Annotated in this window: 13 protein-coding genes; 6 read left to right on the top strand and 7 right to left on the bottom strand. The window is 62.5% G+C overall.

Annotated elements, in window-relative coordinates; all coding sequences use genetic code 11:
- Window positions 1-26 precede the first annotated feature (26 nt).
- The gene (locus tag Q1V57_RS06290; RefSeq protein ID WP_300528745.1) at window positions 27-1139 is read right to left on the bottom strand and encodes an acyltransferase; all 1113 of its coding nucleotides are present in this window, start codon (window positions 1137-1139) and stop codon (window positions 27-29) included.
- 64 nt (window positions 1140-1203) lie between these two features.
- A complete protein-coding gene (locus tag Q1V57_RS06285; protein ID WP_300528743.1) occupies window positions 1204-3780 on the bottom strand; it encodes a bifunctional aspartate kinase/diaminopimelate decarboxylase in 2577 nt (858 codons plus the stop codon).
- Window positions 3781-3959: 179 nt separating this feature from the next.
- On the opposite strand from Q1V57_RS06285, the gene Q1V57_RS06280 reads away from it, so the two are divergent.
- Window positions 3960-4310: a hypothetical protein gene (locus tag Q1V57_RS06280; protein ID WP_300528740.1), complete on the top strand. Its 351-nt coding sequence runs from the start codon at window positions 3960-3962 to the stop codon at window positions 4308-4310.
- A gap of 41 nt (window positions 4311-4351) precedes the next feature.
- Here the strand turns inward: Q1V57_RS06280 and Q1V57_RS06275 are convergent, their stop codons facing one another.
- Together Q1V57_RS06275 and Q1V57_RS06270 are read right to left on the bottom strand one after the other, a co-directional pair.
- Window positions 4352-5257 carry an ABC transporter six-transmembrane domain-containing protein gene (locus tag Q1V57_RS06275; protein WP_300528738.1) on the bottom strand — a complete coding sequence of 302 codons (906 nt, stop codon included), beginning with the start codon at window positions 5255-5257 and terminating at the stop codon, window positions 4352-4354.
- Window positions 5258-5304: 47 nt separating this feature from the next.
- Window positions 5305-6117, bottom strand: a complete 813-nt coding sequence (locus tag Q1V57_RS06270) for a crotonase/enoyl-CoA hydratase family protein (protein WP_300528736.1) — start codon at window positions 6115-6117, stop codon at window positions 5305-5307.
- A 106-nt stretch (window positions 6118-6223) separates the two neighbouring features.
- On the opposite strand from Q1V57_RS06270, the gene Q1V57_RS06265 reads away from it, so the two are divergent.
- Genes Q1V57_RS06265 through Q1V57_RS06245 form a run of 5 tightly spaced genes read left to right on the top strand, consistent with a single transcriptional unit; the run spans window position 6224 to window position 11209 of the window.
- Complete coding sequence (locus tag Q1V57_RS06265; protein ID WP_300528734.1) at window positions 6224-7687, top strand: AMP nucleosidase; 1464 nt, start codon at window positions 6224-6226, stop codon at window positions 7685-7687.
- Between the two features lie 10 nt (window positions 7688-7697).
- Complete coding sequence (locus tag Q1V57_RS06260) at window positions 7698-8315, top strand: hypothetical protein (RefSeq protein ID WP_300528731.1); 618 nt, start codon at window positions 7698-7700, stop codon at window positions 8313-8315.
- Between the two features lie 40 nt (window positions 8316-8355).
- Complete coding sequence (locus Q1V57_RS06255) at window positions 8356-9126, top strand: tyrosine-protein phosphatase (RefSeq protein WP_300528729.1); 771 nt, start codon at window positions 8356-8358, stop codon at window positions 9124-9126.
- On the top strand, window positions 9111-10415 hold the full coding sequence (gene pabB / locus Q1V57_RS06250) for an aminodeoxychorismate synthase component I (protein WP_300528727.1): 1305 nt from the start codon (window positions 9111-9113) through the stop codon (window positions 10413-10415). The genes Q1V57_RS06255 and pabB overlap by 16 nt, the downstream gene beginning before the upstream one ends.
- A complete protein-coding gene (locus Q1V57_RS06245; protein ID WP_300528725.1) occupies window positions 10412-11209 on the top strand; it encodes an aminotransferase class IV in 798 nt (265 codons plus the stop codon). The genes pabB and Q1V57_RS06245 overlap by 4 nt, the downstream gene beginning before the upstream one ends.
- Here Q1V57_RS06245 and Q1V57_RS06240 read toward each other — a convergent pair.
- From Q1V57_RS06240 to Q1V57_RS06230, 3 genes are read right to left on the bottom strand one after another with little or no spacing between them, the layout of a single operon-like run.
- Window positions 11206-11691 (bottom strand): TadE/TadG family type IV pilus assembly protein, encoded by a 486-nt coding sequence (locus Q1V57_RS06240; RefSeq protein WP_300528723.1) that lies wholly within the window; start codon window positions 11689-11691, stop codon window positions 11206-11208. The two genes, Q1V57_RS06245 and Q1V57_RS06240, sit on opposite strands and share 4 nt — an antisense overlap.
- Window positions 11692-11737: 46 nt before the next feature.
- On the bottom strand, window positions 11738-12271 hold the full coding sequence (locus tag Q1V57_RS06235; RefSeq protein ID WP_300528720.1) for a TadE/TadG family type IV pilus assembly protein: 534 nt from the start codon (window positions 12269-12271) through the stop codon (window positions 11738-11740).
- Between the two features lie 15 nt (window positions 12272-12286).
- A complete protein-coding gene (locus tag Q1V57_RS06230) occupies window positions 12287-12754 on the bottom strand; it encodes a pilus assembly protein N-terminal domain-containing protein (protein WP_300528718.1) in 468 nt (155 codons plus the stop codon).
- Window positions 12755-13035 lie beyond the last annotated feature (281 nt).

The following is a 13035-nucleotide window of genomic DNA, read 5'->3' as shown; positions in this document are numbered from 1 at the left end:
CGGGCCAGCCCTATAAGCGATCAAAGTCAGGAGCCCTGCGGCAAGCGGGGCTCCATTCTTTTGCGCGTCCGGGTGCGGACAAAGCGGGCGATCGGGGTTTCGAATACTCGCTCGCAGATCATCGCGCCCGCCATGGCGGCGGCCAGCATGATCGGCAGGGCGAGGATATTGTCCCACAGACCCGGCTGGGCGAAGCGGGCCCAGATCAGGCCGAGCACGCTGAGTACAAGAATGTGGGTGAGGAAAAGCGAAAACCCGGCGCGGGCCAATCCCGCAAGGCTGAACAGGCCCGGCTGGGGTGCTGCCGCGGTCCAGCCGCCCAACCCCCAGATCAACAGGGCCGGCACGGGGGCATAGAAGGCGACGCGGTAGAGCGGTTCGATATGGCGAACCTGGATATCGTTGAGGTTCATAAAGGTCACCGCCGCAATGATCGCCACGGTGCTGGCGGCCACAACCGGTACCGCGATGCGCTTGTCCGGCGCCGCGATCAGGGCAACCGTCATACCGGCCAGATATTCCAGTGTCAGCGGGCTGGCGATGACGGCGAATTCATAGCTCCAGGCGCTGGCACCGATGCCGTAGAGCCCGAGCGTGATGACCGCCCACAGGGCTATGGCCGGCTTGAGCCAGGCCTGTGGCAATTTCAGAAGCGCAGCAGAAACGAGATAGAAATATACGAGGTGGACCAGCGACCAGGCCACGGCGTTGAGCGGTGGGCCCACATCCGGCCAGAGCAGGAAAGAGCGAACCAGGTCGGGCTCGATATAGCGGCTGCCACCGAAGACCAGGTCGGAATTGTAGAGATAGACCGCCAGCAGAGCCGCCGTTACCGCCCAATAGACCGGATAGACCCGGGCAAAACGATCAATGATGAACTGCCCCGCACCGGGCCGCGGTTTGCTGGTCCGGTTGAGATAAAGCCGGGTCATCATGTAGCCGGAGAGCACGAAGAAGAGGTCGACCCCGGAAATGCCATAGGTCAGTTGCGGCGATAACAGCGTGTCGCCGGCATATTTGGCTTCGACGGAAATATAATGGTGCACCGTGACCAGGCCGAAGGCGATGATCCGGAAAGCGTCGAGCCCCGGCAGATAGGCCCGCTCGCTTGCCGCCGCGTTTACATCCGTCTGCGCCATTGCTGGTCCCCTGAAACCGGTTTCAGCTTAAGCATGATGCTGGACCGGCGGGCAAGGCGGGCGGTCAGATGACCGCCTCGTCTGCAGGCTCGCGCATATTATAGCGGCTCGCCATCACCCGCCCGTAGGCCCCGCCATTGCCGATTAGCATGACATCGCCTTCCTGCGTGCGCGGCAGCAGGCGCTGTGTGCCCAGCTTGTCGGCACTTTCACAGATCGGGCCGACAATATCAGCGATCCAGTCTGCAGTGTCCTCGATCCGGCTCAGATTGACGATCTCGTGCCGGGCGCCATAGAGCGCTGGCCGGATCAGCGAGTTCATACCGGTGGCTAGACCGACGAAATTGGCATCCGGCGTCGATTTCGTCTGCGTGACCCGCGCCAGCAGCACGCCGGCCTCGGCAACGATGAAACGCCCCGGCTCAAGCCAGAACTCATAGGCCGGGAAGGCCGCCTTCAGCTCGCCCAGCATGATGTCGAGCGCATCGGTATCGATGCGCCGGGGTCCGGAGGCCTCGTCCACGCCAAGCCCGCCGCCGAGGTCGAGCACTTTGACATCGCCCAGATCGCGCGCGGTCTCGCTGAGGAATTGACCGACACGGCGCCAATGCTCCGGGTCGGATATGCCGGATCCGGAATGGACGTGCAGCCCGGTGATGCGGGCCCCCGCTGCCTTGGCCAGTGCCACCGCTTCTTCGATCTCGTCGGCATGCAAGCCGAACTTGGCTTCCGGTCCGGCGGTGCGGACATGCTTGTGGTGGCCTTCCGGACGCTGGGGGTTGATGCGCAGGGTCAGGCTGGCGCCAGCAAACAATTCCGGCCAGTGCTTGAGCGGGTGCACGCCGTCCAGCGTCAGGTGTACGCCCAGCTTCAATGCCTCGGCATACTCCGAACGCGGCGCGAAATTCGGCGTGAACAGGATGCGTTGCGCGGTCAGCTCAGGCGAGGCGGCCATGGCGGCGCGGACCTCGGCAAGCGACACGCATTCCACACCGAGACCCGCCTCGGCGACGGTCCGCAAAACGTCCGGGTGGCCATTGGCCTTCATGGCGTAAAAGCCGCGATCAAGATGCTTCAGGCCGGCAATGGCGCTGGCCCGGGCTTTGACCGTTTCCAGGTCATAGACATAGCGCGCGCCCTCAGCGGGACAGAGCTCGAGCAATTCCGCCCGCTTCTCGCGCCACCACAGCGGTGCAGCCGTCACGGTGTCGCTGGCCGGGGCCTCGCCAATCTCGCGCCAGCTTGCGCCGAAGGTCTTGTCGAGGGGTTTGGGCTGGATCAGCTGGTCATGCAGGCGACGGCAGAGGGCAACGCCCTGATCGCCATCCACGACAACGGTGAGGTTGAGGTCATTGGCAGCCTGGCTGACCAGACGCAACGGGTAGTGGGCAAAGGCTTCCATGGCCGGCCCGAACTGGGCCAGGAGCGCGCGGACCCCGCGCCCGACGAGGCTGACAGCGGCACAATTGGCGATCACGGTGACCTGGGCGATGCGCGCAAGGTCGTTTTCCAGGATCTCGATCAGTTCCGGGGTCAGAGACGGGTCCTCGTCCAGCGAGACAGTGACACTGGTCTCCGAGGTCGAAACCAGATCAATCGACACGCCATGACGCGCGAAGGGTTCAAAGGCTTGGGCGAGGAAGCCGGAGGCGCGCCACATGCCGTCGGTCTCCAGCGTGATCAGGCGCACGCCATGCTTCACCGAGACGGCTTTCAGGCGCGGTGCGTCTTCCGACGGAGCGGCGCTGATCCGTGTGCCGGCCATGTCGGGACGCTGGGTACACAGGACCTGCATCTCGATCCCGGCCCTGCGGACCGGTGCGATCGTGCGCGGATGCAGCACACCGGCGCCCATGGACGCTAGCTCCTGGGCCTCGTCATAGCTCAGCGCCTTGATCTGGCGGGCTGAACCGGTCAGGCGCGGATCGGCCGAGAAAAAGCCTGGCACATCGGTCCAGATCTCCAGCGCCTGTGCCTCCAGCTTGGCGGCGAAATAGGCGGCCGAGGTGTCCGACCCACCGCGACCAAGCAGGGCGGTATCGCCATCCTTGCGGCGGGCGATAAAGCCCTGGGTCAGCACGACCTCGCCGGCGTCGGCGTCGAGGCGCGCTAGCAGGTCAGCATCTGCAGCGTGATCACAATCGACCGCGAGATAGCCCTGCACCGGTCCGTCGGTTTGTGCGACCAGGGCGTCCCGGGCATCGAGCCATCGGGTCGCCAGGCCTTCGGAGTTGAGCCAGGCGGCGCCCAGGCGTGTCGCCATCAGCTCGCCCTTGGCCATGATCTCGGCCTTGAGGCGGGGGCTGGCATCACGGGTCAGGGCGATACCGGCGGCAAGGCGCGAAAGATCGCTGAACTCGTCGGCCAGAATTTCATCAGCGTTGAGGCCGAGCTCGGCGGCAAGCTCGCGATGGCGATCAAAGATCGGCTTAAGCGCTGCCTCGGCGCGGCCGGCCACGGCTTCGCCGGTCAGCGCATCAAGCGCATCGGACACACCGCGAATGGCGCTATGGACGATGAAGACGCGTTTGCCTGCGGCTTTCAGGTCAGCCGCGCGTTTATAGATGATGCGCCAGTCGGCCAGCGATTTGACGCTGGTGCCGCCGAATTTCAGAACGGTCCAGTTCCGGGCATCACTCATCATCTTCTCCATAGCGCTACAAGGCGAGCGGGGTGATTACAGATATATGTCGCAGTGCACAATCACTTCCACGTGTCGCACTGAAATCATCCGCGTCAGGGGAAAAAGGGCGGGGCCGTTCATTTCCGGTTGTGTGTGCGGGGTGCTAGTGTCCCGGTCATGAAAATCGGGAGGGTTTCATGAAAACTGTGATGATTGCAGCGAGTGCGTGTGTACTGGCCTGGTCCGATCTTGCCCTGGCGGATGCGGGGCAGCAACAGACCCGGGCGCAGGACTATAATTCCAGCCGCTCCAACACGACGTCGTCGACCGGCCCCGCCGGCGACGTCAACGAGAACCGCAATGAGGTCGCTGGCAGCGGAACGCGGGCGCAGGATTATAACTCCAGCCGCTCCAATAACTCCTCGTCGACGGTCGAGCCGGACTGCGCCAATCACAATACAACGCGCTCGAACCGCACCGCTCCTGCGCTGGATGCCGATAATGATGGCGACGGGATCGACAATGATTGCGACAGCAGCCCGGATTAGGCTGACTCAACCATCGTGGATACGGACCAGAAGCCGGGCGATTATTCGTCCGGCTTCTTGTTGTCCGGGCCGTCGTCCTCGTCCTTGTCCGATACCCGGTTCGTGATCTCGCGCGTGCGGATATATTGCTGATAGGTCAGCGGAAGGGCGGTCATCGACATCACAAACTGGAACAGATAGGTCATCATCGCCACCACGGTACCGATATCGGCATTGAGGCGTGTGACTGCATCGAAAATCCCGTACAGCATGACCGCGATCAGCAGGATGTAGGTGAGGCCGAAATTGAGTGCTTCAAAGTCCGACAGACGCACTTTCCACATCGCGAGCCGGCTGAAATGCCGTTCCCGGCTGGACCGTCTTTGACTCTCGAAAACCTGGATCTGCCGCTCATACTGATTGTTGAGCGCCTTGTTCAGGGTTTCGATGCGCTGGCTGGCGAGGAAGAAGATCAGCCCGGTGCCAAGCGTGGCACCAAGTGCAGCAAAGAACACCCGGATATCGTAGACGCCGATCATGATCACCGATCCGACCAGGGTGAAGACCGACATCACCGCGAGCGGCAGCGCGTCCTCGAAAAATCCGACAACTTCGGAAATCAGCTCGGCCCGGGCATTGACCTGGGTGATCGGCGCGTCCTTGCGCTGTTCGCGGGCGACCACTTCTGAGCCGACCTCGGCATAGATGCGGGTGTAGACGCGGGTATCATACATTCGCCTGACCACGCCAATGATGACGAAGCTGATCTCCAGCGCTGCCAGCCAGGCCAGCCCGGTCCAGTCGCCATTGATCAGGCCGTTAATGGCAATGCCGAACAGGGCCGGTTCGAGCACGCCAAGAACATTCTCGACCGTCAGCAAGGCGAACGTGCCCGAAATCTTCAGGCGAAAGCGCTGGAAGATACGGGCGTGGGTGATCTGGCTTTCAGGCGTGGTAGTGTCGCTCATTACTGCGATTTACACGCGAAACCGCTGCCGGGCGAGGGGAATGTCGCCTAGTCGAATACCGGTTCGCGCTTTTCCAGATTGGCCATTACGGCCTCGACCTGGTGCGGTTTGCCGATAATGGCCTGCTGCTCGCGGCTTTCGGCCATCAAAATGCTTTCGCTGGTACCGTCATCGAGCGTGTTGAGCAGCGCCTTGGAGCCGCGGATCGCGGACGGGCTGCGGCCGGCGATCTGGGCGGCAATCTCCATGGCACGGTCGAGCGGTGCCGTGTGGGTTTCCGTGACCAGGCCGACCGCCTGTGCCCGCGCGCCATCGATCCGCTCTGCGGTATAGGTCAGCTGACGCAGGATATCATCGCGGACCAGGCGCCGTACGGTGGCGTTGCCTGACATGTCCGGCACCAGGCCCCACTGGGTTTCGGCGATGGCGATCTTGGCATCGGGGGCGGCGATGCGGATATCGGCGGCCAGCGCGATCTGCAGTCCGCCGCCCAGGGCGCCGCCCTGGATGGCGACAATGACGGGTATGGGGAGTTCGTGCCACGCATAGGCGGCGTATTGCGGTTTGTTGGCCAGGCCATGGGTCCGGTCCTCGAGCGATTGCGCGCGCTCCTGGCCCGGGTTGGCCATGGCCGCGAAACTGCCAAAGTCCAGCCCGGCGCAGAACATGCGACCGCTTCCGCAAAGCACGACGACCCGCGCCTGCGCTTGGTCCCGGAGCCAGCCGGCCGCTTCGATCAAGGCGTCGAACATGGCCGGGTCGAGGGCATTGAGCTTGTCCTCGCGGACCATCTCGACCCTGGCGATATGATTGTCGATGGTGATTTCGACGCGTTCGCCGAACCGTTTTGTCTCTGCCATGGCTCCAACCTCCCGCCGCTCGATGCTGATCAGGACCGTGCGATGACCCGCTCCGGCTTGCAATCCCCATTTACGGCCCGGCGAAAATCGGGCAAACGGCTTTTTTATGTCCGATTTCTCCACTGCGACTTCGCCGCAAGAGGCGGTAGACCAGCTTGAAGCGCTCTACCAAGCCTCCGTTGATCGTCTCCGCACGGCCCTGAAAACCTTCCTCGATGGCGGTGCTCCGCCGACACCGGAAATGCGGGCCGAAAAGGCGTTCGCCTATCCGCTTCTGCGCGTCACTTATGCGCCGGACGGCCCGCCGCCGCCGGTCAGCCGCGCTTTCGGCAAATTCACCGATCCGGGTGTTTATGCCTCCACCATTACCAATCCGGGCCTGTTCCGGGACTATCTGGTCGAACAACTGTCCCTGCTCGATGATGATTATGACATCACCATCGAGACCGGGCTGTCGGATACGGAGATCCCGTTCTCCTACGTCCTCGACGGTGCTGACGATCTGGATATGAATGCGGCCAATCCGGCAGATCTGGTCCGGCACTTCCCCTATGCTGACCTGTCCAAGATTGATGATGCCCTGCCCAATGGCCTGCGGCCGTCCGAAGCCGGTGAACAGCGCCCGCTGAGCCTGTTTGACGCCCCGCGTACGGATTACTCGCTGCAGCGCCTGCGTCACTATACCGGCACGCCGTACGAGGATGTTCAGCAGTTCATCCTCTTCACCAATTACCACCGCTATGTCGACGCTTTCACGGCCTGGGCGATCCGCCAGCTCAAGGAAGACAATCACTACGAAGCATTTTCCGCTGCTGGCAATGTCACCGTCGATGCCAATACGCCCAATGCCCACGCGCTTGTCGAGGGCGCACCCTGGCGGCGTTTCCAGATGCCCGCCTATCACCTCAAGGCGCCGGGCGGACGCGGCATCACCTTGGTGAATATCGGGGTCGGTCCGTCGAACGCGAAAAATATCACCGATCACCTCGCCGTGCTGCGGCCGCAGTGCTGGCTGATGATTGGTCATTGCGGCGGTCTGCGTCATTCCCAGCGGCTCGGCGATTATGTCCTCGCCCACGCCTATCTGCGCTATGACGCGGTACTGGACGAGGATCTGCCGTTAGAAGTGCCGATCCCGCCGATCGCGGAAATCCAGATCGCGCTGCAAAACGCCGTGGCCTCGGTCAGTGGTGATAGCGGCGAGGCGCTGAAGTCTCGCCTGCGCACCGGCACGGTTGCGACCTATGCCGACCGGAACTGGGAGCTGCGCTATGCCGCCCAGGCCCGCCGCATCAACCAGTCCCGCTCGATCGCGGTGGACATGGAATCGGCCACCATCGCCGCCAATGGTCTACGCATGCGCGTGCCCTATGGCACTTTGCTCTGCGTGTCCGACAAGCCTCTGCATGGCGAGCTGAAACTGCCCGGTGCGGCCAACCTCTTCTATCAACGCTCAGTGTCGGAACACCTGGCCGCCGGGATTGAGACGATCGAAATCCTCAAGCGCGACGACGCCGCTGCGCTACACTCACGCAAGCTTCGCAGTTTCGACGAGCCGCCCTTCAGATAGGAGAGGTTTCATGGGTTTCGCTTTGCCGCACTGGCTGCCACGGGCGGCCCTTGAAGCCACGCTGATTGTCTTTGCCGTGGTGCTCGGTTTTCTCGTCAATGAATGGCGTGAGGACCGGGACAGCGCGGTCGAGGCGGAATTGGCGTTGAGCCGGATCGTTGTCGAGCTGGAAGCCAATCTGGCGACGCTGGAAACAGCGCAGGCGTACCACGAACAGATCGGGGAGAACCTGGCCGGCCTCGAGCAACAGCTGGCCTCCGGGGAGCTGCCCTCCGAAGGGCGTCTGCTCGACATTGCCATGTCGTCCATGCCGCAAGGCATCAGCCCGCCCATCCTGTCCGACGTCGCCTGGACCTATGCCGGCCAGACCGGGGCGCTGGATCAGCTGGATTTCGAGCTGATGGCGGAGGTCGCGCGGCTCTATTCCGTCCAGGAACTGGGCGCCGAGACGACCTGGCAGATGATCGCGGAGACGTTCTTTTTCAATGAAGAGAGTTTTGAGCTGCGCGATGTCACGGCCAAGGTCACATTCATGCGCCTGGCCTTTGTCGAGCTGGCGGCGCAGGAGGATTCCCTGATCCACGCCTATCGCACGGTTCTGCCGCAAGTGCGTGAACTGATCGAATAAGCCGCTTGCCCCGGGCGGCGCTGCGGCTTAACTCAGGATCATGAACAGGGTCACGCCGCTTGAGGGCGTTCACAATTTCCGCCATTTCCACGGTTATGACGCCGCCGATGGTGCTCGCGTCCGGGAGGGGCTGTTCCGCTCCGGGCATTTCTCCCGCTCCACCCAGTCCGATCGCGATCTGATCGCTGATCTCGGCATCGCCGTGATCGCCGATCTGCGCCGTCCGCGCGAACGGCAGAACGAGCCGTCGAACTGGCCGCAGGTTGAGCCGTTCCGGGTCATCGAGTCCGATGATGATGACAATGCCGAGCCGCCGCACATGCAGTTCCTGCGCAAAGGCGACCTCTCGGCCCCGGCTGTACGGGGCTATATGATGAGCGCCTATCGCCGCATCCCGCGTGAGGCCGGTAATCAGGCGGTGTTCCGCGATGGTTTCAGGGCTCTGGCTTCGGGTGAGGCGGACAATGGTTTCCTGGTGCACTGCGCCGCCGGCAAGGACCGGACAGGGATTTTCTGTGCCCTGGTTCTGGAAGAACTCGGGGTCGACCGCGATACGATCTTCGAAGACTACCTGCTGACCAATACAGCGGTGGATTTCGACAGCCTGATCCCGAAGGTGCAGGAACGTATGCGTGAGCAGCTCGACAAACCGGTTGATGAGGCGGCGCTGCGGACCTTCCTTGGTGTCGATGCCGACCTTCTGGCCCAGGCCTATGAGGTGATCGGTGATCGCGGCCGGTATCTGACCGAAACGCTCGGTATCAGCGAGGACGAGCGGGCAGCCCTGCGCGAGCGATGGCTCACGCCTTGAGCGCCGCCACGCCCCGTCCGGTGACGCTGGAGCGGCCTTGGATCGATCCGCTGACCGCTTTTTCCGCATTGGAAGCGCAGGCCTATGCGCTGTTATTGCATGACGGGCGCAATGGCCGGGCCCGTATTTTCGCCTGGCCGGATGAGGTGGTAGAGGGCGCAGACGCCACAGCTCTCAATACCTTTGGCCGCCGGTTCCGTGATCCGTCCTCCACCGGGGTATGGGCCGGGCTGTTTGGCTATGACCTGGCGACGGCCTTTGAGCAGGTCGATACGCCGGCGCCTCTCTGGCCCGTTGTGGCTATGGGACGCTATTCGGTCTGGGCAGAGTTTGACCATGATGCCGGCCATTACATCATCCACGCCCCGAGCGCTGATCGCGCCGATGAGCTGGCCCGCCTGCTCGAAGCCGCCAATCCGCCTGAAGCCGAAGCGCCCGGGGCTGCCCGCTGGGCGCCGCGCTGGCCCCAGGAGCGTTATCTGACGGCAGCACAGCGCGCGGTCGACTATGTCCACGCCGGGGATGTCTTCCAGGTCAATCTGGCCCAGGTTTTCGATGCCGGGCTCGCGCCCGGTGACACGCCTTTTGCCTATTTTTCCCGGCTTTGCAGCAACAGCCCGGCACCGCACGCCGCCTTTCTCCGCCTCGATGATGAACGAGTGGTTCTGACCAATTCGCCCGAGCGCTTCTTGTCAGTGCGGGGCGGCGAGGTCGAAGCACGTCCGATCAAGGGCACGCGACCGCGTCGCGTTGATGCCGTGGAAGATGCGGCGGAGATCGCCGCTTTGTCGGCATCGGCCAAGGACCGGGCCGAAAATCTGATGATCGTTGATCTGATGCGCAATGATCTCTCCCGCGTCTGCCGTCCCGGTTCTGTCACTGTGCCGGTTCTGTGCGAGGTGGAGAGCTATGCCAATGTCCACCACCTGGTCTCGGTCGTCCGCGGTGTGTTGGATGAGAGCCGGGATTTGGTTGATCTGATTGCCGCAAGCTTTCCCCCCGGTTCGATCACCGGAGCGCCGAAAGTGAGGGCCATGGAAATCATCGCCGAGCTTGAGGAGGAGCCGCGCGGGCCCTATTGCGGAGCCCTGGGCTGGTTGTCCCCGGCAGGCGATATGGACCTCAATGTCATGATCCGCACAGCGGCCCTGCGGCGTGAAGCCGATGGCTGGATCGCGAGCATCCGCTCTGGCGGTGGGATTGTCGCCGATAGCGAGCCAATGGCCGAGTATGAGGAAACCCTGGCCAAAGCGTCGGCCCTGAAAGCGGCGCTCGGGGCGGTATCATGATTGTCTGGGTCGATGGTGAGTTCCGCGCGGCCGCGGATGCCGGTTTCGGGGCGGCAGATCGCGGTGCGCTTCTCGGTGACGGATTGTTCGAAACCCTGCGTTTCGAGGCCGGCGAGGTCAAAGATCTTGATCGTCACCTGGCCCGCCTGCAGTCCAGTGGCCGGGCCCTGGGCTTGCCGGACCCGGTCGAAGGACTTGATCTGGCTGCGATTGCCCGGGCCTTGATGGCGCACTCGGAGCTGGATAGCGCGGCTTTGCGCTTCACGTTTACTGCGGGGGAGGGCGCGCGCGGATTGCTGCGGGCTGAAGCGCCACAGATTTCCCGGCGGTTGAGCTGTGCTCCGCTCGCACCGGCGCCTCAAAGCGTGCGCCTGGCGCTGACGACGATCCGGCGGTCGCCGTCGAGCCCGGCCGCTCAACACAAGACGCTGAGCTATATTGATAATGTACTGGCCCGGCGTCATGCCGTCGCGGCGGGAGCGGATATGGGGCTGATGCTGGATACGCAGGGACATGTCGCCTGCGCCGATTGCGCCAATATTTTCTGGCTTTCCGGTGAGCGGATCTATACCCCGGCGCTCAATGGCGCCGTCCTGCCGGGCACTATCCGTGCTCGCCTTTGCGAGCAATTCAGTGTCGAGGAGGGTGAATATGACCTCGCGCTTCTGGAAGCGGCTGATGCCATTATTCTCACCAATAGCCTGATGGGCGTAGTGCCGGTTACGGCGGTCGGCGAGCGTGTGTTCGCCGCGAATCCGGACTGGGTCGAAGCCTGGCAGGACGCGCTGGACTAGCTGCGCGAAACCACCATGGAACGGCGTGGGCGCAGGTAGAAGACTTCGGAAATATCGAAGTGCTGGACGCCAAGCTGGGTGAACAGCGTCTCATAGCGGTAATCAACTTCCACCATGATGACCGAGCGTCCCTGGGTCAGCACGCCGGCCGGAGGCTCGAAGGCTGAACCTTCGCCCAAAGGTGCCATGCCGTCCGCATCGCTCCATTGCACTTCCACATCACCGCTCAGGTCCATCATGATGCTGGAGATGCGGATCTCAAGCGGCTCCGAAGAGAAAGGGGCGATAATGGCGCTGCCCGCATTGAGAATATCGCGGATCTCATCATCCGTAATAACATCATCCTGTGCCACCAGATCGGCCAGGGCGCTGGCCGTGGAGGTGATCTTGCGATCAATCGACAGCGCCAGGCTGACCTCGACGGATCCCAGATAGATAATCAGCATCAAGGGTGCGATCAGTGCAAACTCGATCGCCGACACCCCCCTGGTGTCCCGCCGGAAGCGGCGCAGGAATGAACTGACGTGCCTAATCATCATAGGGCTCGTTGCGGAACACAGTGGCGGCCGAGATCAGGCGCTGATTGTCGTTCATATTGGACAGGGCGCGACCCATATTGGGGGTGATCAGGCGCCAGCGATAGAAAACGCGGACCAGCACAATATCCCCGGCATTGCCCGGATCCCAGCCGAAGCCGCTGGTATCAAGCGTTCCGTCTTCCCGGATCGGGCTGGACTGATCGATCCCGTCGAAATCCTCGAAAACGCGCACATCAAAGGAAAGGCGGTCACAATCGGCGATAACTTCGACGCGCTGACAGACTTCAGTGCGAAAGCCCTGGACCGACATACCAGCGGTCTGGGCCTGGCCGGTGCGGATCTGGCGCGCCGATTCCAGCACGGCGTTCTCAAGCACAGTGCCGGTAAAGAAGACCGCCGCGATCTCGATCATGGCAAACAGCAGGAAGAAGAAGGGCGCTGCGATCATCGCGAACTCGACCGCCGTCGCGCCTTTTTCGGCGCGCCGGAAACGTCTCAGAAAGCGGATGCTTGCAGCGATCATGACAGGGCTACCGGCCTATTGCGGTGCGTTCGGGTCTTCGCCCATCGCCATGGACACCACGTCCAGGCGGTCACTTTGCTGGTCGGAGAGCTGGTTGGTCCGAGCCTGCTCATCGCCGACCATGGGCACGTCTTCGCAGACATCGCCGCAATTGAGGGTGTAGCGCTCGGAGCCGCGGAACAGGGCGACTTGGCCTTCCGTGCCGGTAGTTACCACCAGCTCGCGTGACATCAGGATGCGGCCAACCCGGTCCAGGGCGATGATATTGGTCCGGCCGGGCAGGCGGGCCGTGATGATCAGATTGCGCCCGTCATGCACCATCGCGTCCGCAATGGACGGGTTGCCGACCACGACAGCCGAAGCTTCGCCAGGCAGGCGGACAATATCGGCGTGATTGGCAGTCATCACCACTTCATCGGCAGCAATGGCCGGGGTGGTGGCGATCATGGCCAGGGTAAACAGGGCTGCGAGGCGGGCGATCATGGCGGTACTCCGTCCCTTACAGGGTAAACTGGGGGCCACTATCGCGCGCGCGTCTGAATCTTTCCTAAATAGGCCTGTAGTTATTATCGGAATCAATTGCTTCCGCGAATTTTAGGTTTGTTAACTATAGCGGGGCTTTGGGCATTTAAAGACTCTGTTAAGTACGTGTTTTTACTGAATGGAAATTGTTCCTGTGTTTAATGGGCATCGTTCAGGAGGGGTCGGGACGGATCGGCTCCTGATGGTGAGGTACCTACACGGGAGTAATAAAAATGAAGTTT

It is taken from the genome of Maricaulis sp. (genome assembly GCF_030149425.1).
Classification (GTDB): Bacteria; Pseudomonadota; Alphaproteobacteria; order Caulobacterales; family Maricaulaceae; genus Maricaulis.
The sequence above is the reverse complement of the archived record's forward strand: the minus strand, read 5'-3'. Positions and strand labels throughout refer to the sequence as shown.

Bases quoted from the DNA above. Each gene is read 5' to 3' on its own strand.
- Q1V57_RS06235 (WP_300528720.1), bottom strand. From the start codon at position 12,271: ATGATCGCTGCAAGCATCCGCTTTCTGAGACGTTTCCGGCGCGCCGAA.
- Q1V57_RS06260 (WP_300528731.1), top strand. From the start codon at position 7,698: ATGGGTTTCGCTTTGCCGCACTGGCTGCCACGGGCGGCCCTTGAAGCC.
- Q1V57_RS06275 (WP_300528738.1), bottom strand. From the start codon at position 5,257: ATGAGCGACACTACCACGCCTGAAAGCCAGATCACCCACGCCCGTATC.
- Q1V57_RS06255 (WP_300528729.1), top strand. From the start codon at position 8,356: ATGAACAGGGTCACGCCGCTTGAGGGCGTTCACAATTTCCGCCATTTC.
- Q1V57_RS06280 (WP_300528740.1), top strand. From the start codon at position 3,960: ATGAAAACTGTGATGATTGCAGCGAGTGCGTGTGTACTGGCCTGGTCC.
- Q1V57_RS06230 (WP_300528718.1), bottom strand. From the start codon at position 12,754: ATGATCGCCCGCCTCGCAGCCCTGTTTACCCTGGCCATGATCGCCACC.
- Q1V57_RS06270 (WP_300528736.1), bottom strand. From the start codon at position 6,117: ATGGCAGAGACAAAACGGTTCGGCGAACGCGTCGAAATCACCATCGAC.
- Q1V57_RS06245 (WP_300528725.1), top strand. From the start codon at position 10,412: ATGATTGTCTGGGTCGATGGTGAGTTCCGCGCGGCCGCGGATGCCGGT.
- Q1V57_RS06290 (WP_300528745.1), bottom strand. From the start codon at position 1,139: ATGGCGCAGACGGATGTAAACGCGGCGGCAAGCGAGCGGGCCTATCTG.
- Q1V57_RS06265 (WP_300528734.1), top strand. From the start codon at position 6,224: ATGTCCGATTTCTCCACTGCGACTTCGCCGCAAGAGGCGGTAGACCAG.
- pabB (WP_300528727.1), top strand. From the start codon at position 9,111: ATGGCTCACGCCTTGAGCGCCGCCACGCCCCGTCCGGTGACGCTGGAG.
- Q1V57_RS06285 (WP_300528743.1), bottom strand. From the start codon at position 3,780: ATGAGTGATGCCCGGAACTGGACCGTTCTGAAATTCGGCGGCACCAGC.